The sequence below is a fragment of the Pseudomonas sp. RIT-PI-r genome (assembly GCF_001297015.1).
GTDB lineage: Bacteria > Pseudomonadota > Gammaproteobacteria > Pseudomonadales > Pseudomonadaceae > Aquipseudomonas.
Genome location: NZ_LIGE01000015.1, coordinates 38,567 through 60,267, shown reverse-complemented (window position 1 = coordinate 60,267; position 21,701 = coordinate 38,567). Strand labels below are relative to the sequence as shown.

The window sequence follows — 21,701 nt, the reverse complement described above, 5'->3', positions numbered from 1 at the left end:
GGTGCAACTCCCGTTCAGACAACTTCCCGGAAGAGCGTTTTCTATCAGCTTTTATCGATCTGGCGCCTGGCGCCTTTTTTTCAACGGCAGCCTTCATGGTGCCTCCGGCGTTGATCATTAAATGAGCAGTTGCTCGATACTAGTCTTACCAAATCAGCTTCACAAGCCTACCCTCCGAATCGAATTCAAAACCCAGTTGCCGGTACAGGGAAATCACTCCAGGGAGAGGTTCCTGTATTTCAATTTGGGTACTACCGATGATTCGCGCGAAGTGAGTCACGGCGGTCAAGGCAAATGTCGCAACTCGGCTTTTGAGAGGGTGGTCGTTATCGGGCTTTCCTTCCAGACGCACAATTTTCACTCGCAACCGGCTCTGATTAGGGTTTGCAAAGCAAAGTCCGCATAACTCCTGATCAAACCAGATTGCCAAATCGAAGCCAAGTGGTTCTTTGGCCTTCCACCTGACTACATCTTGCCAAGAGAAATGAGGATCGAACCATTCTTCATAGGCACTCAGCGCTTGAGCATCGATTGCTTCGAAACGAACTCTGGAGTGATCAACATCCACTATCCCTTGCTGCAACAAGTCTTTGTGCAGCTTTGCGAAAGTAACCCCAGCCTGTTTCCTGGCCTGTGATTTATACACTTGGTAGCGCAAATACGTCCGTTCCCTTGGCATGTGATCCCGTGCATTCCTTGTCCTCCATGGTGGGGTGTCGCAATTGCGATCCAGCCTATTCACCTTGCAGCCAACTGTCCCTGCTGGCGCTTTGCCCAACTCATTGCAATACATGTCCCACGCTGGTTATAGTCGGCGCTCGTGAGCCGTACCGCTCACGCTCCACCCCTTCAAAAAAGATCTGCGCCAATGCCTGCATCCCTCATCAACGCGGTAGTCGATTCAGCGGTCAACGCTGGCGTCGTGCCGTGCGGGAATCAGCAGCCCAGGCAGATCAGTCATTACCCCCCACCTGTCAGTAGCACCCCGGTGTGCGCAGTCGTATCACCGCCGGGCGTTGGCGTTTCGGGCTGATCGGCAGTTTCTGCTGCCCCCTGCGCCCGCCAGAAAAAACTACTGAATTTCAGCTTCGGCTGAGTTGGCTTCTTGCCTGACTACAGGTGGTATTCATGTTTGTCCTGTCGAAAAAATCCGCGCTCGCGGCGACGTCCACGAGCCTGTTCGTTCTGCTGTGGAGCAGCGGGGCGATCTTCTCCAAATGGGGGCTGGCCCACGCTTCGCCGTTTGCCTTTCTGCTGATTCGCTTCGCGATTGCCTTGTGCGGGCTGGTGCTGCTGGCGCCGCTGCTCAAATTGAAGCTGCCCAAGGGTGGCAAGCCGATGCTGTACGCAATTGCCACGGGCTTGGGGTTGTTGGGGGCGTATCAGATTTTCTATCTGTTGGCGCTGAACACCAAGGTCACTCCGGGCGTGATGGCGACCATCATGGGCGTGCAGCCGATTCTCACCGTGGTCTTGATGGAGCGGCAGCGCTCGGCGAGTCGCCTGTTCGGTCTGGCGCTGGGGCTGGCCGGGCTGATCATGGTGGTTTACCAAGGCATCGGTCTGGCCGGGATGTCCTGGGCGGGGATGCTGTTTGGTCTGCTGGCGCTGGCGAGCATGACCCTGGGCTCGATCATGCAGAAGTGCATCACCGACAATCCCCTCGGCACGCTGCCGGTGCAGTACTTGGCCGGTCTGTTGTTATGTGGGATTTTCGTGCCGTTTCAGCCATTCCACTTTGAGCACAGCACAGGTTTTATCGTGCCGGTGTTGTGGATGGGGCTGGTGGTCTCTGTGCTGGCAACGCTGTTGCTGTATCGGCTCATCGCGCGGGGCAATCTGGTGAATGTCACCAGTCTGTTTTATCTGGTGCCGGCGGTGACGGCGGTGATGGACTATCTGATTTTCGGCAATCGCCTGGCGGCGTTGAGTGTGCTGGGCATGCTGTTGATCGTCATCGGCCTGGCATTCGTATTCCGTAAATCCCGATAACGCGAACCCCGGTAGGAGCTGCCGCAGACTGCGATCTTTTGATCTTGTTTTTAAAGACAGGATCAAAAGATCGCAGCCTGCGGCAGCTCCTACCGGGTATTCACTTCAACAGGTTTTAGCGCAGCAGGCTTCAACACCAGCCACAACGCCGCCGCAATCAGCACCCCGCCATACACATGCGCCATCGACAACGGCTCATCCAGCAGCAACGCCCCCCACAACACGCCGAACGGCGGAATCATGAAGGTCACGGTCATTGATTTCACCGGACCGATCGAACTGAGCAGGCGGAAGTAAATGATGTACGCAAATGCCGTGCACCCCAGGCCCAGACCGAGCAGCGACAGCCAGACATTCCAGCCACCCCAACTGAGCGGTGGCGCGCTGATGATGCTGAAGGCGAACAGCGGCAACAGGAACAACGTCGCCCCGAGCATGCTGCCCAGTGCCGACAGGCGTGGGTCGAGGCCGCCGACCTGATCCAGCCAGCGCCGTGCGAGGAACCCGGCAAAGCCGTAGCAAGTGGTCGCCAGCAGGCAGGCGAGGGCGCCCATCAGCAGTTGCAGATCGAATGCCATGGGACCGGCACGGGTCAGCACACCGACGCCGAACAGACCAAGAAAAACGCCGCTGAACTTGGCGATGGTGAGTTTCTCACTGAAAAACAACGCGCCGATCAGCACCCCCATCAACGGTGTGGTGGCATTGAATATTGCCGAATACCCAGCGGGCAGCACTTGCGCGGCGACTGAATAGAGCGTTGCCGGCAGCCCGGAATTGATCACGCCCAGCAGCATCACGGTTTTCAGTTTGCCTTTGAAATCCCGACTGATGCGCATCAGCCCAAGAATGACCAGCAGACCGGCTGCGGCGATCGATACGCGAAAGAACGCCGTCGGGACCGAGCCGATCACCGGCGCAATCACGCGCATGAACAGAAAACTCGCGCCCCAGATGGCTGCCAGCGACAACATGCGGAAAATATCGACAGGGCTCACGGCGGGGCTCCTTCCTTGATCGGGACGAGAGTGTTGCCGAGGCCCCAGATGATGGCAACCGCTAATCGGACATTTAATTTTCCGTAGCCGCCGCGTCTGCACGGAAAACCCCGGTCGGTTACAACTGGCATGGCATTTGGCAGAAATTGCACTTCACCTGCGCACGCATCCGTGGCTAAGCTCAGGCACAGATTTTCCAACGCACGCCGAGGTCTCATCTATGCCGCAGCAATGGCCAGCCACCGACATCGCCCGCATGATCCTCGATGGCTTTGACGATTACCGCGAGCATTTCCGGCGGATTACCGACGGCGCCCGGGAGCGTTTCGAGCAGGCGCGCTGGCAAGAGACGCAAACCGCGTCGGCGGCGCGGATCAACCTCTATGAAGAAAAGGTCGGCGAAACCATCGCCCGCCTGCGCGAATACTTCGACGATGAAACGCTGATGAATGTCAGCTGCTGGCCACTGGTGAAAAGCGCCTACATCAGCGTTATCGACCTGCGTTTCGACGATGAACTGTCCGAGACCTGGTACAACTCGATTTTCTGCGGGCTGTTCAGCCACGACCTGATCAGCGACGGCTGCATGTTCATCCACACCACGCGTCCGAGCCTGCGCCGTGCCCGCGCCGCGCAAACCCGTACGTACAAACCGCAAGGGCAATTGTCGGGGATGCTCGCGAGCATTTTTGCCGACTACCGTTTCAGCGAGGACTACGCCGATCTGCCCGGCGATTTGCTCCGGCTCGAAGCACAACTGCGCGAGAACCTGCCGGACTGGGTGTGCAAAGACCCGGAACTCAGCGTCGAGCTGTTTTCCTCGGTGCTGTACCGCAACAAGGGCGCGTACCTGGTCGGACGCATTTACACCCGCGACGAGCAATGGCCACTGGTGATTCCACTGCTGCACCGCGAAGGGCGCGGGATCCAGATCGATGCGCTGATCACCGACGAAGCCGAGGTGTCGATCATCTTCTCGTTCACCCGTTCGTATTTCATGGTCGACGTGCCGGTGCCGGCGGAATTTATCGGTTTTCTGCGGCGCATCCTGCCGGGCAAGCACATCGCTGAGCTGTACACCTCAATCGGCTTCTACAAGCACGGCAAATCCGAGTTCTACCGCGCGCTGATCAATCATCTGGCCAACACCGACGACCAGTTCATCATGGCCCCGGGTGTACGCGGCATGGTCATGAGCGTGTTCACCCTGCCGGGTTTCAACACCGTGTTCAAGATCATCAAGGACCGTTTCTCGCCGTCGAAAAACGTCGACCGCGCCACGGTGATCGAAAAATACCGCTTGGTGAAAAGCGTCGACCGGGTAGGGCGCATGGCCGATACCCAGGAGTTCGCCGACTTCCGCTTTCCGCTGAGCAAGTTCGATCCGGCGTGTCTGGAGGAATTGTTGGAAGTGGCGCCGTCGACGGTTTCAGTCGAGGGCGACACTGTGTTGATCCGTCACTGCTGGACCGAACGGCGGATGACCCCGCTCAATCTGTATCTGGAGAACGCCAACGATGCACAGGTGCGTGAGGCGCTGGAGGATTACGGCCTGGCGATCAAACAACTGGCGGCGGCGAATATCTTTCCCGGCGACATGCTGCTGAAAAACTTCGGCGTCACTCGTCACGGGCGGGTGGTGTTTTATGACTATGACGAGATTTGTTTCCTGACCGAAGCCAACTTCCGCCACATCCCTGCGCCGCGCACGCCGGAGGACGAAATGGCGTCCGAGCCGTGGTACTCGATCGGGCCGCTGGACGTGTTCCCTGAGGAGTTTCCGCCGTTTCTGTTCGCCGATTCGGGACAGCGCAAGTTGTTCGATCAGTTGCACGGCGAGCTGTACAACGCCGATTACTGGAAGAGCCTGCAGGAAGCGATTCGCGCCGGCAAAGTCATCGACGTCTTCCCATATCGCCGCAAAGGCCTCGATAACGAATAACTCCCCCTGTAGGAGCTGCCGAAGGCTGCGATCTTTTGGTTTTGCTTTTAAAAAACAAGATCAAAAGATCGCAGCCTTCGGCAGCTCCTACAGGGGAAGCAGGCCAATCGGAGGCAAATCTGCGACAATCCGCCCCCTGCATAAATAGACGACCGAATTGCCTACCCGATGACCGACGAATCGCCCTCCATCGACAAACTGCTGAAAAACCTCGACCACGCCATGCTCGCCGACCGTCACCGGCTGCGGCGGCAGTTGCTTGAGCTGCGCAAGAAACCCGATGAGGCCAAACTGGCCCAATGGGTGACGCGCATGCAGGCGTCCTGTGATCAGGTGCTGGCCCGCAAGGCCAGCCTGCCGGTGATTCGTTACGACGACAGTTTGCCGATTGCCGCCAAGCGCGACGAAATCAAGAAGGCCCTGGAGCAGCACCAGGTCTTGATCATCGCCGGCGAAACCGGTTCGGGTAAAACCACCCAGTTGCCGAAAATCTGTCTGGAGATCGGTCGCGGCCAGCACGGCTTGATCGGCCACACCCAGCCGCGTCGAATCGCTGCCCGCAGCGTCGCCAGCCGCGTTGCCGAAGAACTCGGCACGCCGCTCGGTTCGCTGGTCGGCTATCAGGTGCGTTTCGAAGATCAGAGCGATTCCAACACCCTGATCAAACTGATGACCGACGGCATCCTGCTCGCGGAAACCCAGAACGATCGCTACCTCGAACGCTACGACACGATCATCGTCGACGAAGCCCACGAACGCAGCCTCAACATCGACTTTCTGCTCGGTTACCTGAAAACCCTGCTGCCGCGTCGTCCGGATCTGAAAGTCATCATTACTTCGGCGACCATCGATCTGGAGCGCTTCTCCAAGCATTTTGATGATGCGCCGATTGTTGAAGTGTCCGGTCGCACCTTCCCGGTGGACACCTGGTATCGCCCGCTGACACTGGAGCAGGACGAAGAGGGCAACCGTGTCGAGGATGACCTGACCGTCGATCAGGCGATCCTCGCTACTCTCGATGAAATCGCCTCCTACGAACGCAGCGAACGCCGCAGTCCCGGTGACGTGTTGGTGTTCCTGCCCGGCGAGCGTGAGATTCGCGACGCTGCCGACATGCTGCGCAAGGCGCAAATCAAACACACTGAAATCCTGCCGCTGTACGCGCGCCTGTCGCCGGCCGAGCAGCAGCGGATTTTCCAGTCGCACCCGGGCCGTCGTGTGGTGCTCGCGACCAACGTTGCCGAAACTTCGTTGACCGTGCCGGGCATCCGCTATGTGATCGACAGCGGCACCGCGCGCATCAGCCGTTACAGCTATCGCGCCAAGGTCCAGCGTCTGCCGATCGAAGCGATTTCCCAGGCCAGCGCCAATCAGCGTAAAGGTCGTTGTGGCCGGGTCGAGCCGGGTATCTGCATTCGTTTGTACAGCGAAGAAGATTTCCTCGGTCGCCCGGAATTCACCGATCCGGAAATTCTGCGCACCAACCTCGCCGCTGTAATTTTGCAGATGCTGCATCTGCGCCTCGGCGAGATCACTGCGTTTCCGTTTATTGAACCGCCGGATGGCAAGGCGATCAGTGACGGTTTCAATCTGCTGCAAGAACTCTCGGCAGTGGATCGCAACAGTCAGTTGACCCCGCTCGGTCGCCAACTTGCTCGCTTGCCGGTCGACCCGCGTATGGGCCGCATGCTGCTTGAAGCAGCCAAGCTCGGCAGCTTGCAGGAAGTGCTGATCGTCGCCAGTGCCATGTCGATTCAGGATCCGCGCGAGCGTCCGCCGGAACGTCAGCAAGCGGCTGATCAGGCCCATGCCCAATGGAAAGACGTTGATTCCGACTTCGCTGGATTAGTGAATCTGTGGCGTGGCTTTGAAGAACAACGCCAAGCGCTGACGGCAAGCCCGTTGCGTAACTGGTGCCGCAAGAACTTCCTCAACTATCTGCGTTTGCGCGAGTGGCGCGATTCCCATCGCCAGTTGAGCCTGATCTGCCGCGACATGCAGTTGAGCCTGAACAAAGAGCCTGCCGATTACCCGAAACTGCACAAAGCGGTGCTGGTCGGTCTGCTCAGCCAGATCGGCCAGAAAACCGAGGACGGCGATTACCTTGGCGCGCGTCAGCGGCGCTTCTGGATTCATCCGTCGTCGGGCATCGGCAAGAAACGTCCGCAATGGCTGATGACCGCCGAACTGGTGGAAACCACCAAACTTTACGCGCGCATGGTCGCCAAGATTGATGCCGACTGGATCGAGCCGCTGGCCGGGCACTTGATCAAGAAAAACCACTTCGAACCGCACTGGGAAAAGAAGCGTGGCCAGGTTGTGGCCTACGAGCAGATCACTCTGTTCGGGCTGATCGTGGTCGGTCGCCGTCCGGTGCATTACGGCCCGGTCGATCCAGTGGTTTCCCGTGAGCTGTTTATCCGCGAAGCTCTGGTGCGTGGCGAGATTCAGTCGAAGGCCAAATGCCTGACCGCCAACCAGCAACTGCTGGAGCAGCTCGACGAACTGGAAGCCAAGGCCCGTCGCCGCGACATTCTTGCTGACGAAGAAACCCTGTACGCGTTCTACGATGCGCGTTTGCCGGCGGAGATTCACCAGACCGCGACTTTCGACAGTTGGTACCGCATCAACAGCCAGAAGAACCCGCAGCTGTTGATCATGCGCGAAGAAGACGTGCTGGCCCGCGAGGCCAGTGAAGTCACCGCGCGCGATTACCCGGACACGCTGCACATCGGCGATCTGGAACTGGCGCTGACCTATCACTTCGAACCCAATCACCCGCGCGACGGCGTGACCTTGCGGGTGCCGGCGCCGCTGTTGCCGATGCTGCCGCCGGAACGTCTGGAGTGGCTGGTGCCGGGGCTGATCGAAGCCAAGTGCATCGCCCTCGTGCGCAACTTGCCGAAAGCGCTGCGCAAGAACTTCGTGCCGGTGCCGGACTTCATCAAAGCGGCGTTGCAACGCATGACCTTTGCCGAAGGTTCGTTGCCGCAGGCACTGGGCCGAGAATTGCTGCGCATGACCGGCGCGCGGGTCAGCGATGAAGCGTGGGCAGAAGCCGAGCAAGGGGTTGAAGGGCATCTGCGGATGAACCTGGAAATCGTCGACGGCCAAGGCAAATTCCTTGGCGAAGGCCGCGATCTGGCCGAACTGACCGCACGGTTTGCCGAGGCCAGTCAGGCCGCGTTGGCCGTGCCGCAGAGTGCGAAGAGCCAGCAGCCGGTGGAGGCGAAAGTCTTCGCGCCGGTGGCAGAGAAGACCCAACAGAAGATCGCCGGGCTGTCGATGACGGTGTATCCGGCGCTGGTCGAAGAGGGTGGCACGGTCAAGGAAGGGCGCTTTTCGACCCCAGCCGAGGCCGAATTCCAGCATCGCCGCGCCTTGCAGCGTCTGCTGATGCAGCAACTGGCCGAACCGGCGAAATTCCTGCGCAGCAAGTTGCCGGGGCAGACTGAATTGGGCCTGCTCTATCGCGAGCTAGGCCGGGTTGATGCGCTGGTCGAGGACATTCTGCTGGCCAGCCTCGATAGCTGCATTCTTGAAGGCGAAGATCCGCTGCCCCGTGACGGCGCCGGGTTGGCGGCACTGGCCGAGCGCAAGCGCGGCAGTTGGACCGAGCACGCCGAGCGCGTGGCGCGGCTGACCCTGGAGATTCTCAAGCTGTGGCACGGTTTGCAGAAACGCTTCAAAGGCAAGATCGACCTCGCTCAGGCGGTGGCACTGAATGACATCAAGCAGCAGATCAGCCATCTGGTGTATCCGGGTTTTGTCCGTGAAACGCCGATGCAGTGGCTCAAAGAACTGCCGCGTTACTTGAAGGCGGTCGAGCAGCGTTTCGAGAAGCTTGGCGCGCAGCTGCAGAAGGATCGCGTCTGGAGCGGCGAACTCGCCGGCCTCTGGGCGCAATACCAGGCTCGCGCCGCCAAGCATGCGCAGGAAGGCAAGCGCGATCCGCAGCTGGAGTTGTACCGCTGGTGGCTGGAGGAATACCGGGTGTCGCTGTTCGCCCAACAGTTGGGCACGAAAACGCCGATTTCCGACAAACGCCTGAACAAGCAGTGGACTCAGGTCGAACCGTAACGCTGATCGTTCCCACGCTCTGCGTGGGAATGCCTCTGGGGACGCTCCGCGTCCAGTGACGCGGAGCGTCACGGGCTGCATTCCCACGCAGGAGCGTGGGAACGATCATCCGTGTTGATCTTGAGAAAGGCGCCAAAAGCCTGCGTTTATGGCAAACTTCGCGACCATAAACGCCGGTTTCGCGACCCAGAGCCTTCGGCCGTGGTGCGAGACGGAATAAAGCGATGCCAGGTTTGCGTCCCCCGGATGGGAATAGACCCTTTGTGTGTTGGTACGACGGTTCCAGCACTTTCTGCCTGAACAGATTAGAGAAACGACCATGCATAACGTCGTCATCAGCGGCACCGGCCTGTACACCCCGGCCAACAGCATCTCCAACGAAGAGCTGGTGCAGTCTTTCAATACCTACGTCGCCCAGTTCAACGCTGACAACGCCCAGGCCATCGCCAGCGGCGAAGTACAGGCCCTGACCGAATCCAGCGCCGCCTTCATCGAAAAAGCCTCCGGCATCAAGAGCCGTTTTGTCATGGACAAGGACGGCATCCTCGACCCGCAACGCATGGCCCCACGCCTGCCGGAGCGTTCCAACGACGAATGGTCGGTGCTTTGCCAGATGGCCATCGGCGCTGCCGAACAGGCCCTGCAACGTGCCGGCAAAACAGCAGCCGACATCGACGGCGTGATCGTTGCCTGTTCCAATCTGCAACGCGCCTACCCGGCCATCGCTATCGAAGTCCAGGAAGCCCTGGGCATTCAAGGCTTCGGCTTCGACATGAACGTCGCCTGCTCCTCGGCGACCTTCGGCATTCAGGCTGCGGCCAACAGTGTGCAACTGGGTCAGGCGCGGGCAATCCTGATGGTCAACCCGGAAGTCTGCACCGGGCACCTGAACTTCCGTGATCGGGACAGCCACTTCATCTTCGGCGACGCCGCGACTGCGGTGATCATCGAACGTGCTGACACAGCGACGTCCAAGCACCAGTTCGACGTGGTCAGCACCAAGCTGCTGACCAAGTTCTCCAACAACATCCGTAACAACTTCGGTTTCCTCAACCGCGCAGCTGAAGAGGGCGTCGGTGCCCGCGACAAGCTGTTCGTGCAAGAAGGCCGCAAAGTGTTCAAGGATGTCTGCCCGATGGTTGCCGAACTGATCGGCGAGCATCTGCAAGAGAACCAGCTGAATGTTGGCGATGTGAAGCGCTTCTGGCTGCACCAGGCCAACCTGAGCATGAATCACCTGATCGTGCGCAAACTGCTGGGCCGCGAAGCCACCGAAGAAGAAGCCCCGGTGATTCTCGACACCTACGCCAACACCAGCTCCGCCGGTTCGGTGATTGCGTTTCACAAATATCAGGACGACCTGGCTGCCGGTTCGCTGGCAGTGCTGAGTTCGTTCGGCGCCGGTTATTCCATTGGCAGCGTGATCCTGCGCAAACGTTGATTGCGCCTTGAAAGATCGCAGCCTGCGGCAACTCCTGCACTGACCCTTGCAGGAGCTGCCGCAGGCTGCGATCTTTTGCTTTCAGAGAGGTAATGCATGGCCGCAATGGACGACACTCAACTGCTCGAACGCCTGCTGGCCGGTGAGCAAAAGGCTTTCAAGGAATTGGTCAGCACCTACCAGAGCGCCATGCGCGCCGTGGCCTATGCCATCGTCGGTCAGCGTCATGTCGAGGAAGTGGTGCAGGACGCCTGGCTCTCCGTGGTGCGCCATATTGGCAGCTTCGAAGGCCGCTCCAGTCTCAAGACCTGGCTGCTGACCATCACCGCCAACTCGGCGAAAAGCCGCTACAAGCAAAATCGTCGTGAAGTGTTGATGGATGACCTGCCGTCGCCCCACGGCAGCATCGATGACGACCGCTTTTCTCCCGGTGACGGCCATTGGCTGATCGCCCCGTTCGCCTGGCATCAGGACACCCCGGAAGCCTTGCTCACCGAAGGTGAATTGCGTGACTGTCTGGAGCACACCTTGCTCAGTCTGTCGGAGCTGCAAAGCAGTGTGTTGCTGTTGCGTGAGCGTCAGGGCCTGGAGCTGGAGGAGATCTGTAATCTACTGGAGATCTCTCTCTCCAATGTCCGTGTGCTGCTGCATCGTGCGCGGCTGAAAGTCTTCGCCACGGTGGAGCATTTTGAGGAGACCGGCGAATGCTGACCTGTAAGGAACAAGTGGCGCGCTCCAGCGATTATCTCGATGGCCAGTTGAGCTTTCGCGAAAAACTGATGGTGCGCCATCACCTGATGTTCTGCCCTAATTGCCGGCGCTTCATTCGGCAGATGAAATTGATGCAGGCCACGTTGAAGGCGATGCCGGAGAAGCCGCAAGAGGGTGTGGATACCTTGGCAGAGCGCCTGGCCGAGCAACGTCGCAAAGACCGCTTTTCGTAGGAGCTGACGAGTGAAACGAGGCTGCGATCTTTTGATCTTGTTTTTTAAGATCAAAAGATCGCAGCCTCCGGCAGCTCCTGTAAAGGGAATAGCTCGGTGCGGATGAAACGAACGGATGATGGGGATCGTTCCGCCCGCACCGGGCTATAGGGTGAAGCGTTTTTAGAACTTGGCTTCCGCATCCAGCTGCAGGGTGTTGGCGTCAGCATCACGCTGGGTACGGCTGGCAAAGTCGGCCTTGGTCAGGAAGTACGTGGCGCCAATGGCGAAGTTCTTGTCGATGTCGTAACCGACCTTGAACTTGTGGCCCCGGGAACCGGTGGTACCGTTGGCGAAGTCGGAGTCGGTGAAGGCGCCGACCACGGCGTTGCGCTGCACGTCACGGTAGTTGTAATCGAGGTTCAGACCGAAGACTTTCGACTTGGCGCCGACCAGCCATGCAGTGTCCTGATCAGTCACGGCATCGTTGTTCTTCACGTACTGACCGTAGAACGACAGTGGCATTGGCAGACCGCCGATGTCGACCTGGCTGAAGCCTTCATACAGACGGAATTCGTTGTCAGCCGAGTTGCCGTTGACCGCCAGGGCGCACGGTGTGGAAGTCCCGGTGCAGCGGCTGTCTTCGTCGTTCTGGTAGGCGTAGACGCTGCCGCCCAAAGTCACTTTGAGGTTGTCGGTGATGTTGAAGCGGCTACCCAACTGGCCAGCGGTCAGACGCAGGTCGTGACGGAATTGCACGCCATCGCCGTCGACGTTGTCCTTGAGGTTGTAGTTACCCAGGCTGCCGAACAGTTCGGCGCTGCTGCCCAGTGGATATTTGTAGGTGACAGCCAGACCTTCCGGGTTGATGTCGCTATCCCAGATCACGTCGCCCATGCTGACCCACGGTTGCAGCATCTTGCCGCCGATAATGTGCAGGTTCTTGATCTGATCGGGGTGGTAGTCGATATAGCCCAGGTCGAGCCAGATCTGCTTCTTGTCGAAGTAGTTGTCCTGATCCTGGTTGGTCGAACGGGCATCGTCGCCGCCGCCGGTGGCGATACGAATGCCGGTGTCGACCTGCGGGTTGATCTCGGTGTAGGCACCCAGACGGGCACGGATACGCTGACGATCCTTGTCGCGGCCGCCGTTGTTCGGCTCGCCGTCGATCTTGATGGTTTCCTGACGAATACGTACGTCGCCCTTGAACTGGGTCTTCGCGGCCCAGGCCAGTTTCTGGTCGAAAACGCTTTGTTCGTTGGTTTTCTTCGCAACGGCGGCGACTTGTTCGTTGGTCTCTTGCTGCGCCTGCTGCGCGATTTGCTGAGCCTTCTGATCCTTGGCCAGTTCAGTTTGCAGTTCTACGTACTGCGCCTGGGAAATCGAACCGTTAGCCTTGAGCATGTCGAGCAGTTTGGCGTCGACTGCAGCACTGGCCGGAACGCTCATGGCCAGCAACAAGCCACCGCAAAGGGCCGCCGCAGTTTTCGTGGAAGCAAGACGCATAGCAATCTCCGAAGATGAGAGAGGATGGCTGAACCATCCTGGGCACAACCGACGCGGTGAACGTCGGAAAACAGTGTCCGGGTGGAACCCGGCGCTCTAAAAACAGGCGCCAGTATCGCGATGGTTTATGACAGAGCAGTGGCACAGTGATGGCAGGATGATGACGATACAAAATGCTCGTGAACTACTGATCTAGAGCGCTGTCGCCCCAATGCGGGTGTGTATTGCGGCGCAATCGGCGATACTCGTCCAGCGCTGAAGTCCTGTTATGGAGAGCCCGTCGATGCCGTTGCAACGCCTGCAAAATCTGTCAGAAATCGCCCCGGCCAGTTGGGATGCACTGGTACCGGAGAACCAGCCGTTCTTGCGTCATGCGTTTCTCAGTGCGCTGGAAGACAGCGGCAGCATCGGCCCACACACCGGTTGGCAAGCGGAGCATTTGCTGCACATCGAAGCGGATCGACTGATCGCCGCCTTACCCAGCTATCGCAAGTGGCACTCCTATGGCGAGTACGTGTTCGATCACGGCTGGGCCGATGCCTGCGCCCGCGCCGGTATTGATTACTACCCTAAACTTCTGACTGCCGTACCCTTCAGCCCGGTCAGCGGTCCACGGTTGTTGGCGGCTAGCGTCGAGGATGGTTTCGAACTGCTCAAGAGCCTGCCGGGGTATCTGGAAATCGAAGGGCTATCCAGCGCGCACATCAATTTCACCGACCTTTTCACCGACGCCGCGATGGCCGAGCAACCGGGCTGGTTGCAACGCATCGGCTGTCAGTACCATTGGCAAAATCGCGGCTATCGCGACTTTCAGGATTTCCTCGACGTACTCAGTTCGCGCAAGCGCAAACAGATGCGCAAGGAACGCGAGCAAGTGGCAGGACAGGGCTTCGAGTTTGAATGGCTGGAGGGGCACGAACTGGATGAGGCTCGATGGGATTTTGTCTATGCTTGCTACGCCAACACCTATGCAGTGCGCCGGCAAGCGCCCTATCTGACCCGGGAATTTTTCAGCTTGCTCGCCGAACGCATGCCGGAGTCGATCCGCGTGGTGCTGGCCAGACATGGCTCACGGCCGGTGGCGATGGCGTTCAGTCTGGTCGGCGGCGACAGTTTCTACGGCCGCTATTGGGGCTGCCTGGCCGAGTTCGATAGCCTGCACTTTGAAACCTGTTTCTATCAGGGCATGGACTACGCGATTGCCCATGGTTTTCAGCGTTTCGATGCGGGAGCTCAGGGCGAGCACAAACTGATTCGGGGGTTTGAGCCGGTGATCACGCATTCGTGGCACTACCTGCGTCATCCGGGATTGAAAGCTGCGGTCAAAGACTTCCTGCACCAGGAGCGTGCGGGTGTGCTTGCGTATGCGCAGGAGGCTGTTGCAGCGCTGCCTTACAAACAGATTTGAGCTTTGGCATCGCACGCGGTACTGCAAAAAGCCGCTGACAACAAGGCCCGACAGTTTGCTCGGGCCTTGTTGGTTCAACTAAAAATACACTCGGTTACCAGCTTGCACCTGCTACACAATTGCTTAACCCTTTCTGCGAGGATACGTTGTTAAAATCCTCAAGAGTGGCGATCGAAGAATAATAATAAATCATCAGATTTGGTTTTTTGGCGACCTGACAGGTATATATGAACTCCGGTCGATCACATTGGACTTTTCCCGTGTTAGCGTTGGCGGAACAATTTAGTTCCGGGCGAACTTCAGACAGCGCTTCACCCATGTTGAATTCCAGAGGTGAGTCGCTATTGACCGTTGGCGACAGCATGGCAGAAGCAAAACCTGAATAAGTTGCAATGATCAGTACGGCGGCGATTAGACTTTTGTAATATTTCATTTACTTACCACTCCCAGTGGCTGCTATTATCTTCAAATACCCAGACCTTGCATTTTTTCAGGTCCAGAGCCTTGGCGGACTCGGTCTCCATGAACGCTTCGGCTGTAGGCGCGTCGCTATAAAAGCCTTTAAGCTTCCAGATGTAGCCCTTGAAATCCTCGCTGTATTGCTGGCAGCGATAAACGTTAGTGCCGGTATCATCGGCTACAGCATTGTTTTGCATCAGACCAGTAGTCAAGGCAATAGCGATGATGCTGTTGATTAAAGTGTTCATGCCTCAATCCTTGAGAGATTTGTGTGTTGGTGGTGAAGAAAGTTGCTTTTGTTTGCGGGGTCAAAGGTAATACGCTTAGAGGCGTCTGTCAGCGTTTTCGCTGTTTCAGAATATTTTATATAGTGTGTGAATGTAATTGAAGGCCGTATTTTTAGTTTAACTAATACGGCCTTTTAGTTGCGTGAAGTTTAGTTTTTTTCGTCAGCCAGCCATCGATAAATTCCACCGCCTGCCACTGCGCCTATCAACGGTGCTACCCAGAACATCCACAGTTGCGCAATGGCCCAGCTGCCAACCATCAGTGCCGGTCCGGTGCTGCGCGCCGGGTTTACCGAGGTATTGGTGACGGGAATCGAGATCAGGTGGATCAGCGTCAAGCCCAATCCGATGGCGATAGGCGCCAGCCCAGGCGGTGCACGTTTGTCGGTGGCGCCGAGGATGATGATCACGAACATCGCGGTCATCACCAACTCAGTGACAAACCCCGCCGCCATCGAATATTTGCCCGGCGAGTGCTCGCCATAACCGTTGGACGCGAGGCCGGCGGCAATATCAAAACCTTCCTTGCCACTGGCGATGTGAGCGATCAGCGCTGCCGCGAGGATCGCGCCGAGCACTTGAGCAATGATGTAAGCAGGTAACTCTTTGGCCGGAAAGCGACCGCCGACGAACAGTCCGACCGACACGGCCGGGTTGAGGTGACAGCCACTGATGTGGCCGATGGCGAATGCCATGGTCAACACCGTCAGACCAAACGCCAGGGCAACCCCCAGCACCCCGATTCCCAACGGCGAGGACGCGGCAATCACCGCGCTGCCGCAACCACCCAATACCAACCAGAACGTACCCAACAACTCAGTGACTGAACGTTTGAACAGAGACATGAGAGAGTCCTTGATAGGCGTGCTATCGAGACTGCATCGAGTTGTGCATCCTTGCAGACTTACGACAGGCCCCGTTCTGGAACCTTGGCTGAGTACAGCAGGGTTTTTACGGATTTCCAGCGGCCAAAAAAAACCGCCAGCGCCCGTGGTTGGCGGACTCTGGCGGTGATCGTTCCCACGCTCTGCGTGGGAATGCTTCAAGGGACGCTCCGCGTCCAGTGACGCGGAGCGTCAAGGGCTGCATTCCCACGCAGAGCGTGGGAACGATCTTGGAGGGGTCAGTCGATACCGACAAACCCTCCAGTCTGGTGCGCCCAAAGCCGTGCATACAGACCGCGATGAGCCAGCAATTCAGCGTGGGTGCCGCTCTCGGCGATCTTGCCGTTCTCCAGCACCACCAGTCGGTCCATCCGGGCAATGGTCGAGAGCCGATGCGCAATCGCAATCACGGTTTTGCCTTGCATCAGGGTTTCCAGGCTTTCCTGAATCGCCGCTTCGACCTCCGAATCCAGCGCCGAGGTCGCTTCGTCCATAATCAGGATCGGTGCGTCTTTGAGCAGCACCCGCGCAATCGCAATGCGCTGACGCTGACCACCGGACAGTTTCACCCCGCGCTCGCCCACGTGAGCGTCGAAGCCGGTACGGCCCTCGGCGTCCGACAGTAGCGGTATGAATTCATCGGCGCGGGCTTTGTGCACCGCGTCCCACAGCTCTGCGTCGGTCGCCTCCGGTTTGCCGTACAGCAAGTTGTCGCGGATCGAACGGTGCAACAGCGAAGTGTCCTGCGTGATCATGCCGATGCGTGCGCGCAGGCTTTCCTGACCGACTTCGGCGATGTTCTGGCCATCAATCAGAATCCGCCCGCCCTCGACGTCATACAAACGCAGCAGCAGGTTGACCAAGGTCGACTTACCGGCCCCCGACGGCCCGATCAAGCCGATTTTTTCGCCCGGTCTGATGTTCAGGTTGAGATCGCCGATGATGCCTTTCTTCTTGCCGTAGTGAAAATCCACGTGCTCGAAACGCACTTCGCCCTGGGCTACATCCAGCGGTTTGGCCTGCTCGCGATCGGTGACGCTGACCGGTTGCGAGATGGTCTGCAAACCGTCCTGGACCATGCCGATGTTTTCGAAAATGCCGGTGACCACCCACATGATCCAGCCGGACATATTGACGATGCGTATCACCAGGCCGGTTGCCAGGGCAATCGCCCCGACGGTGATCAGTGATTGCGTCCACAGCCACAAGGCCAGGCCCGTGGTGCCGACGATCAGCAGGCCGTTCATGGTGGTAATGGCGATGTCCATGCTGGTCACAACGCGGCCCGCCAGTTGGGCTTTTTCGGTCTGTTCTTCGATTGCTTCGCGGGCGTATTGCTGCTCGTAATTGGTATGGGCGAACAGCTTCAGGGTGGCGATGTTGGTGTAACCATCGACGATCCGCCCCATCAGTTTGGAGCGAGCATCGGAGGACACCACGGAGCGTTCCTTGACCCGTGGCACGAAGTAACAGAGCGCGCCAATGTACGCGGCGATCCACGTCAGCAACGGGATCATCAGGCGCCAGTCGGCCTCGGCGAACAGCACCAGCGAGCTGATCGCGTAGATCAGCACATGCCACAACGCATCCACCGCTTGTACCGCAGAGTCACGCAGCGAGTTGCCCGTCTGCATGATGCGTTGGGCGATACGACCGGCGAAGTCGTTCTGGAAAAAATTCAGGCTTTGCTTGAGCACGTAGCTGTGGTTTTGCCAGCGGATCATGCTGGTCATGCTCGGACTCAGGGTCTGGTGCACCAGCAGGTCGTGCAGGCCGACAAAGACCGGGCGCAAGATCAGCGCGACCACGGCCATCCAGGCCAACTCCAGGCCATGCTCGTGAAAAAAGTTCGGGTTCGGTGCGCCTTGGGCGAGGTCAATGATGCGACTGAGGTAGCTGAACAACGCCACTTCGATCAAGGCGCCGAACAATCCGACGGTGAGCAGGGCGGCAAAACTCGGCCAGACCTGCTTGAGGTAATAGGTGTAGAAGGGCAGTACGCGATCCGGCGGGGATGCCGTGGGGGCATCGCGGAACACGTCGATCAGTTGTTCGAAACGGCGATAGAGCATCAGATAACCGCCCGGAATCCGGGCTCTCCTTTTATCAGTGTGAGCGGCGCGGTGTTGAACCGCGCCGCTCGATACGCCCTGTACAGCTTAGTCGATGACTTTGGCCGACTTGATGATCACAGGGTCTACAGGCACGTTTTGCATGCCGCTTTTGGTGGTGGTTTGCGAGTTGACGATGATGTCGACCACGTCCATGCCCTTGACCACTTTGGCGAACACCGCGTAACCGGCGTCACGGCCCGGATCGAGGAACGCGTTGTCAGCCACGTTGATGAAGAACTGGCTGGTGGCCGAGTCAGGGTTGGAAGTGCGCGCCATCGACAAGGTGCCGCGCACGTTGTGCAGGCCATTGCTGGCTTCGTTCTTGATCGGCGCCTTGGTTTCTTTTTGCTGCATCTGCTGGGTGAAACCGCCGCCCTGAGCCATGAAGCCCGGGATCACGCGGTGGAAAATGGTGTTGGTGTAGAAACCGCTGTTGACGTAATCCAGAAAATTCTTGGTGCTGATCGGTGCCTTGACCGGATCCAGTTCGATTTCGATCTGACCGTTGGTTGTGTCCAGCAGCACGTGCGGTGCTTTGACCGGCGTGGCAGCCATCAGGTTGGCGGCAAACAGCACGGTGCCAGCGGCGAGGGCGAGTTTTTTCAGCATGGGTCAGTGATCCTGAGATTGAATTTCGGCTGCGGCGAGGAACTCCAGCAGCGTTTGATTGAAGCGTTCGGGTTGATCGAGCGGGGTGGCGTGGCGCGAATCGGCGATCACCACCAGCCGCGCATTCGGCAGCAGTTTTACATAGGTTTCTTTCAATGCCACCGGTGTGTAATCACGGTCGGCGCTGATGACGAGCGTTGGACAGGTCACCCGGGAAAGTCGTTCCTGAACGCCCCAGCCAACAATCGCATCGAAGCTGGCGAGATAAGCACGTTTGTCGTTTTTTGCCCAGCGTTCGGCCATTTTCTGCCGCAGACCGGCTTGTTCGGGTTTCGGGAAAAGTTTGCCGCCAAGGGCTTTGCCAATGGTCGCGAGGCTGAGCACGCGCATCAGGCTCCAGCGTTTGAACCACTGCCAAAAATCGTCGCGGCTGCGTAATTTGACCTCCGGTGCGCTGTTGACGATGGTCAGGCTCTTGAGCCGTTGCGGCTGATCGACGCCGAACTGGAAGCCGATCATGCCGCCCATCGACAGCCCGACGTAGTGCACCGGGCCAAGGTTCAAATGCTCGATGAGTGCAAGCATGTCAGCGCTGAATCCAGCGATGCTGTAGCGCTCGTGTGGCTTGTCCGAGCGACCGTGGCCGCGAATATCCGGGACGATCACCCGATAGTGCGCGGCCAGTGCCGGGATCTGCATTTCCCAGTCCAGCGTGCTTGAACCGAGCCCGTGAACCAGCAGCAACGGCGTACCGTGGCCATATTCCTCGTAGTGCAGGTTGCAACCATCGTGCTCGAAATAGGCCATCGGTGAACTCCGTGTCAGGCTTGTTCGGGGGCGGCGTACGGCGCATCCAGAGGTAACGTATCGAAGGTGCGTAGCAGTTCGATGAGGATTTGCGTGGCCGGACCCAAGGGTTTGTCCTTGTTCGAATACAGGTAGAAGCTGGAATTGCGAGTGCCGCCCCTGTCCAACGGTAGCAGCTTGAGCGAGCCATCTTTCAGTTCTCGTTCAATCATGTGCCGGGGCAGCCAGGCAAAGCCCAGACCGCTGCTGACAAAGGTTGCGGCAGTGGCGAGACTGCCCACGGTCCAGCGCTGTTCGGCGCCGAGCCAGCCAACGTCGCGGGGTTGCTGGCGGCCGGAGTCGCGGATGACCACTTGCATCTGGGTTTCCAGATCCTGAAAGCTCAGTTCGCGATTGAGCCGGTGCAGCGGGTGATCGGGGTGGGCGACGGCGATGAACTCGACGTCGCTCAATTCCGCCCCGAGGTGGCCGGGAATGCTCAGGCCAGTGATCGCCAGATCGGCCACGCCTTCGAGCAACACTTCCTCGACGCCGGACAATACCTCTTCACGCAAGCGAACCCGGCAACCACGACTCTGCGGCATGAACGCGGTCAACGCGCGCACGATCCGCGCGCTCGGATACGCCGCATCGACTACCAGCCGCACCTCGGCCTCCCAGCCTTGCTCCATGTGATGGGCAAGGTCTTCCAGTTGGCTGGCCTGTTTCACCAGTTGCCGCGAGCGGCGCAGCAATACGCCGCCGGCTTCGGTGAGCACGGCTTTACGCCCGTCGATCCGCAGCAGCGGCACGCCGAGTTGGTCCTGCATGCGGGCGACGGTGTAACTCACCGACGATTGCGAACGGTGCAAGGCCTCGGCGGCCTGGGCGAATCCGCCGTGGTCGACCACGGCCTGCAATGTTCGCCATTGATCCAGGGTCACGCGGGGCGCTTTCATCAATAGCTCCTCTTGTCCTAAGCTGGCCGTCCTTCATGGAGACTGCCGAATGAAAAAATTCTGTTGTGTGGTGCTGGCGTTGCTGCCGCTGACTGCTTTTGCGTACCCGATCGATGTGCAGAAAGATCTCAATGGCATGAAAATCGATTACGAAACCTTCGACACCGATAACGACATCGGCTCGATCCGGGTGGCCAACTACGGCGATGTCGATGCAGTGTGCAAGGCCGTTTTCAGCAATGGCCCCGAGGCGCCACGCACTCGCACCATCGACGTACCGGCAGGCAAACATAAAAACGCCACGGCCAAGTTCACTCGCGAAATTATCAAGCTGCGCATCAAGCTGACCTGCACCCCGAAGTAACGATCGATCCCTTGTAGGAGTGAGCCTGCTCGCGATAGCGGTGTGTCAGATTGATACACCGCTATCGCGAGCAGGCTCGCTCCCACAGGTTTCAGGTGCATCTAAACGAATTATTCGATGCTTTGCAGCAATTATTTGCGCTTTTTCATCGAGGCGGCACTGTTTAACCTTCACTCCATCGACCTACAACATTCTCGGATGGAGGCTACACACCATGTCCCGCGTTCTGATCATCGAAAGCAGCGCCCGCCAGCAAGACTCGGTTTCCCGTCAACTGACCCAGACCTTCATCAGTCAGTGGAAAGCGGCGCACCCGGCCGATCAGATCACCGTGCGTGACCTCGCCGTGAATCCGGTACCGCATCTGGACAGCAACCTGCTGGGTGGCTGGATGAAACCTGCCGAACAGCGCAACGACAGCGAACAAGCGTCGCTGGATCGCTCCAACGCACTGACCGATGAACTGCTCGCTGCCGACGTGCTGGTGATGGCCGCGCCGATGTACAACTTCGCCATCCCGAGCACCCTCAAGGCCTGGCTCGACCACGTGCTGCGTGCCGGCGTGACCTTCAAGTACACCGAAACCGGACCGCAAGGCCTGCTCAGCGGCAAGCGTGCCTACGTGCTCACCGCTCGCGGCGGCATCTACGCGGGCGGCCCGGCTGATCATCAGGAACCTTATCTGCGCCAAGTGATGGGCTTCATCGGTATCAACGACGTGACGTTCATTCACGCCGAAGGCATGAACCTCGGTGGCGACTTCCAGGAGAAAGGCCTGAATCAGGCCAACGCCAAGCTGTCCCAGGTCGCTTGATATGTTAATCGCCAGATAATCGCCGATTGTTTAAGTGACCTGGCGCAACCCCTTCAAGGCTCTACGCGCATCGAACCTCCCTTTGCACTTGTTGCTCCTGAGTGCTGTAGCCCGATTGAACGCATTAGCGAGATC

General features: G+C 58.5%; 19 protein-coding genes. 9 read left to right on the top strand and 10 right to left on the bottom strand.

Translation table 11 applies throughout. From position 1 onward, the window contains the following. Positions 1 to 145: 145 nt before the first annotated feature. Positions 146 to 679, bottom strand: a complete 534-nt coding sequence (locus AK821_RS04315) for a hypothetical protein (RefSeq protein ID WP_064388380.1) — start codon at positions 677 to 679, stop codon at positions 146 to 148. 449 nt (positions 680 to 1,128) lie between these two features. Between AK821_RS04315 and AK821_RS04310 the strand changes: the two genes are divergently transcribed. Beyond that, positions 1,129 to 1,992 carry a DMT family transporter gene (locus AK821_RS04310; RefSeq protein WP_064388378.1) on the top strand — a complete coding sequence of 288 codons (864 nt, stop codon included), beginning with the start codon at positions 1,129 to 1,131 and terminating at the stop codon, positions 1,990 to 1,992. Between the two features lie 89 nt (positions 1,993 to 2,081). On the opposite strand, the gene AK821_RS04305 is transcribed toward AK821_RS04310, so the two are convergent. Further along, on the bottom strand, positions 2,082 to 2,990 hold the full coding sequence (locus tag AK821_RS04305) for a DMT family transporter (protein WP_064388376.1): 909 nt from the start codon (positions 2,988 to 2,990) through the stop codon (positions 2,082 to 2,084). A gap of 220 nt (positions 2,991 to 3,210) precedes the next feature. On the opposite strand from AK821_RS04305, the gene aceK reads away from it, so the two are divergent. The 5 genes from aceK (at position 3,211) to AK821_RS04280 (ending at position 11,397) form a co-directional block, all read left to right on the top strand. After that, complete coding sequence (gene aceK, locus AK821_RS04300; RefSeq protein ID WP_064388375.1) at positions 3,211 to 4,932, top strand: bifunctional isocitrate dehydrogenase kinase/phosphatase; 1,722 nt, start codon at positions 3,211 to 3,213, stop codon at positions 4,930 to 4,932. Positions 4,933 to 5,100: 168 nt separating this feature from the next. Further along, entirely contained in the window at positions 5,101 to 9,012 is a 3,912-nt protein-coding gene (gene hrpA, locus AK821_RS04295; protein WP_064388373.1) for an ATP-dependent RNA helicase HrpA, read from the top strand. Positions 9,013 to 9,331: 319 nt separating this feature from the next. Further along, positions 9,332 to 10,453 (top strand): beta-ketoacyl-ACP synthase III, encoded by a 1,122-nt coding sequence (locus tag AK821_RS04290; protein ID WP_064388372.1) that lies wholly within the window; start codon positions 9,332 to 9,334, stop codon positions 10,451 to 10,453. Between the two features lie 96 nt (positions 10,454 to 10,549). Continuing rightward, positions 10,550 to 11,164 carry an RNA polymerase sigma factor gene (locus tag AK821_RS04285; protein ID WP_064388370.1) on the top strand — a complete coding sequence of 205 codons (615 nt, stop codon included), beginning with the start codon at positions 10,550 to 10,552 and terminating at the stop codon, positions 11,162 to 11,164. Continuing rightward, on the top strand, positions 11,158 to 11,397 hold the full coding sequence (locus AK821_RS04280) for an anti-sigma factor family protein (protein WP_064388368.1): 240 nt from the start codon (positions 11,158 to 11,160) through the stop codon (positions 11,395 to 11,397). The genes AK821_RS04285 and AK821_RS04280 overlap by 7 nt, the downstream gene beginning before the upstream one ends. A gap of 162 nt (positions 11,398 to 11,559) precedes the next feature. Here AK821_RS04280 and AK821_RS04275 read toward each other — a convergent pair whose 3' ends face one another. Beyond that, complete coding sequence (locus tag AK821_RS04275; RefSeq protein WP_064388367.1) at positions 11,560 to 12,882, bottom strand: putative porin; 1,323 nt, start codon at positions 12,880 to 12,882, stop codon at positions 11,560 to 11,562. Between the two features lie 283 nt (positions 12,883 to 13,165). Here AK821_RS04275 and AK821_RS04270 point away from each other — a divergent pair, with 283 nt between their 5' ends. Then, positions 13,166 to 14,290 (top strand): GNAT family N-acetyltransferase, encoded by a 1,125-nt coding sequence (locus AK821_RS04270; protein WP_064388365.1) that lies wholly within the window; start codon positions 13,166 to 13,168, stop codon positions 14,288 to 14,290. 94 nt (positions 14,291 to 14,384) lie between these two features. Here the strand turns inward: AK821_RS04270 and AK821_RS29935 are convergent, their stop codons facing one another. From AK821_RS29935 to AK821_RS04240, 7 genes are all read right to left on the bottom strand, one after another. Continuing rightward, positions 14,385 to 14,723, bottom strand: a complete 339-nt coding sequence (locus AK821_RS29935; RefSeq protein ID WP_146117560.1) for a hypothetical protein — start codon at positions 14,721 to 14,723, stop codon at positions 14,385 to 14,387. Between the two features lie 4 nt (positions 14,724 to 14,727). Beyond that, positions 14,728 to 14,997, bottom strand: a complete 270-nt coding sequence (locus AK821_RS04265; RefSeq protein ID WP_064388364.1) for a hypothetical protein — start codon at positions 14,995 to 14,997, stop codon at positions 14,728 to 14,730. Between the two features lie 188 nt (positions 14,998 to 15,185). Further along, positions 15,186 to 15,881 carry an aquaporin Z gene (aqpZ, locus tag AK821_RS04260; RefSeq protein ID WP_064388362.1) on the bottom strand — a complete coding sequence of 232 codons (696 nt, stop codon included), beginning with the start codon at positions 15,879 to 15,881 and terminating at the stop codon, positions 15,186 to 15,188. Between the two features lie 278 nt (positions 15,882 to 16,159). Then, positions 16,160 to 17,992, bottom strand: a complete 1,833-nt coding sequence (locus tag AK821_RS04255) for an ABC transporter ATP-binding protein (protein ID WP_064388360.1) — start codon at positions 17,990 to 17,992, stop codon at positions 16,160 to 16,162. Positions 17,993 to 18,079: 87 nt separating this feature from the next. Then, complete coding sequence (locus tag AK821_RS04250; protein WP_064388358.1) at positions 18,080 to 18,643, bottom strand: peptidylprolyl isomerase; 564 nt, start codon at positions 18,641 to 18,643, stop codon at positions 18,080 to 18,082. Positions 18,644 to 18,646: 3 nt separating this feature from the next. Then, positions 18,647 to 19,450, bottom strand: a complete 804-nt coding sequence (locus AK821_RS04245; RefSeq protein ID WP_064388355.1) for an alpha/beta fold hydrolase — start codon at positions 19,448 to 19,450, stop codon at positions 18,647 to 18,649. A 14-nt stretch (positions 19,451 to 19,464) separates the two neighbouring features. Continuing rightward, the gene (locus AK821_RS04240) at positions 19,465 to 20,388 is read right to left on the bottom strand and encodes a LysR family transcriptional regulator (RefSeq protein ID WP_008086429.1); all 924 of its coding nucleotides are present in this window, start codon (positions 20,386 to 20,388) and stop codon (positions 19,465 to 19,467) included. Between the two features lie 49 nt (positions 20,389 to 20,437). Here AK821_RS04240 and AK821_RS04235 point away from each other — a divergent pair, with 49 nt between their 5' ends. Both AK821_RS04235 and AK821_RS04230 read left to right on the top strand, forming a co-directional pair. Further along, the gene (locus tag AK821_RS04235) at positions 20,438 to 20,752 is read left to right on the top strand and encodes a hypothetical protein (protein WP_064388352.1); all 315 of its coding nucleotides are present in this window, start codon (positions 20,438 to 20,440) and stop codon (positions 20,750 to 20,752) included. Between the two features lie 214 nt (positions 20,753 to 20,966). Continuing rightward, positions 20,967 to 21,566 (top strand): FMN-dependent NADH-azoreductase, encoded by a 600-nt coding sequence (locus AK821_RS04230; RefSeq protein ID WP_064388351.1) that lies wholly within the window; start codon positions 20,967 to 20,969, stop codon positions 21,564 to 21,566. Positions 21,567 to 21,701 lie beyond the last annotated feature (135 nt).

Bases quoted from the DNA above. Each gene is read 5' to 3' on its own strand.
- AK821_RS04315 (WP_064388380.1), bottom strand. From the start codon at position 679: ATGCCAAGGGAACGGACGTATTTGCGCTACCAAGTGTATAAATCACAG.
- AK821_RS04310 (WP_064388378.1), top strand. From the start codon at position 1,129: ATGTTTGTCCTGTCGAAAAAATCCGCGCTCGCGGCGACGTCCACGAGC.
- aceK (WP_064388375.1), top strand. From the start codon at position 3,211: ATGCCGCAGCAATGGCCAGCCACCGACATCGCCCGCATGATCCTCGAT.
- hrpA (WP_064388373.1), top strand. From the start codon at position 5,101: ATGACCGACGAATCGCCCTCCATCGACAAACTGCTGAAAAACCTCGAC.
- AK821_RS04290 (WP_064388372.1), top strand. From the start codon at position 9,332: ATGCATAACGTCGTCATCAGCGGCACCGGCCTGTACACCCCGGCCAAC.
- AK821_RS04285 (WP_064388370.1), top strand. From the start codon at position 10,550: ATGGCCGCAATGGACGACACTCAACTGCTCGAACGCCTGCTGGCCGGT.
- AK821_RS04280 (WP_064388368.1), top strand. From the start codon at position 11,158: ATGCTGACCTGTAAGGAACAAGTGGCGCGCTCCAGCGATTATCTCGAT.
- AK821_RS04275 (WP_064388367.1), bottom strand. From the start codon at position 12,882: ATGCGTCTTGCTTCCACGAAAACTGCGGCGGCCCTTTGCGGTGGCTTG.
- AK821_RS04270 (WP_064388365.1), top strand. From the start codon at position 13,166: ATGCCGTTGCAACGCCTGCAAAATCTGTCAGAAATCGCCCCGGCCAGT.
- AK821_RS29935 (WP_146117560.1), bottom strand. From the start codon at position 14,723: ATGAAATATTACAAAAGTCTAATCGCCGCCGTACTGATCATTGCAACT.
- AK821_RS04265 (WP_064388364.1), bottom strand. From the start codon at position 14,997: ATGAACACTTTAATCAACAGCATCATCGCTATTGCCTTGACTACTGGT.
- aqpZ (WP_064388362.1), bottom strand. From the start codon at position 15,881: ATGTCTCTGTTCAAACGTTCAGTCACTGAGTTGTTGGGTACGTTCTGG.
- AK821_RS04255 (WP_064388360.1), bottom strand. From the start codon at position 17,992: ATGCTCTATCGCCGTTTCGAACAACTGATCGACGTGTTCCGCGATGCC.
- AK821_RS04250 (WP_064388358.1), bottom strand. From the start codon at position 18,643: ATGCTGAAAAAACTCGCCCTCGCCGCTGGCACCGTGCTGTTTGCCGCC.
- AK821_RS04245 (WP_064388355.1), bottom strand. From the start codon at position 19,450: ATGGCCTATTTCGAGCACGATGGTTGCAACCTGCACTACGAGGAATAT.
- AK821_RS04240 (WP_008086429.1), bottom strand. From the start codon at position 20,388: ATGAAAGCGCCCCGCGTGACCCTGGATCAATGGCGAACATTGCAGGCC.
- AK821_RS04235 (WP_064388352.1), top strand. From the start codon at position 20,438: ATGAAAAAATTCTGTTGTGTGGTGCTGGCGTTGCTGCCGCTGACTGCT.
- AK821_RS04230 (WP_064388351.1), top strand. From the start codon at position 20,967: ATGTCCCGCGTTCTGATCATCGAAAGCAGCGCCCGCCAGCAAGACTCG.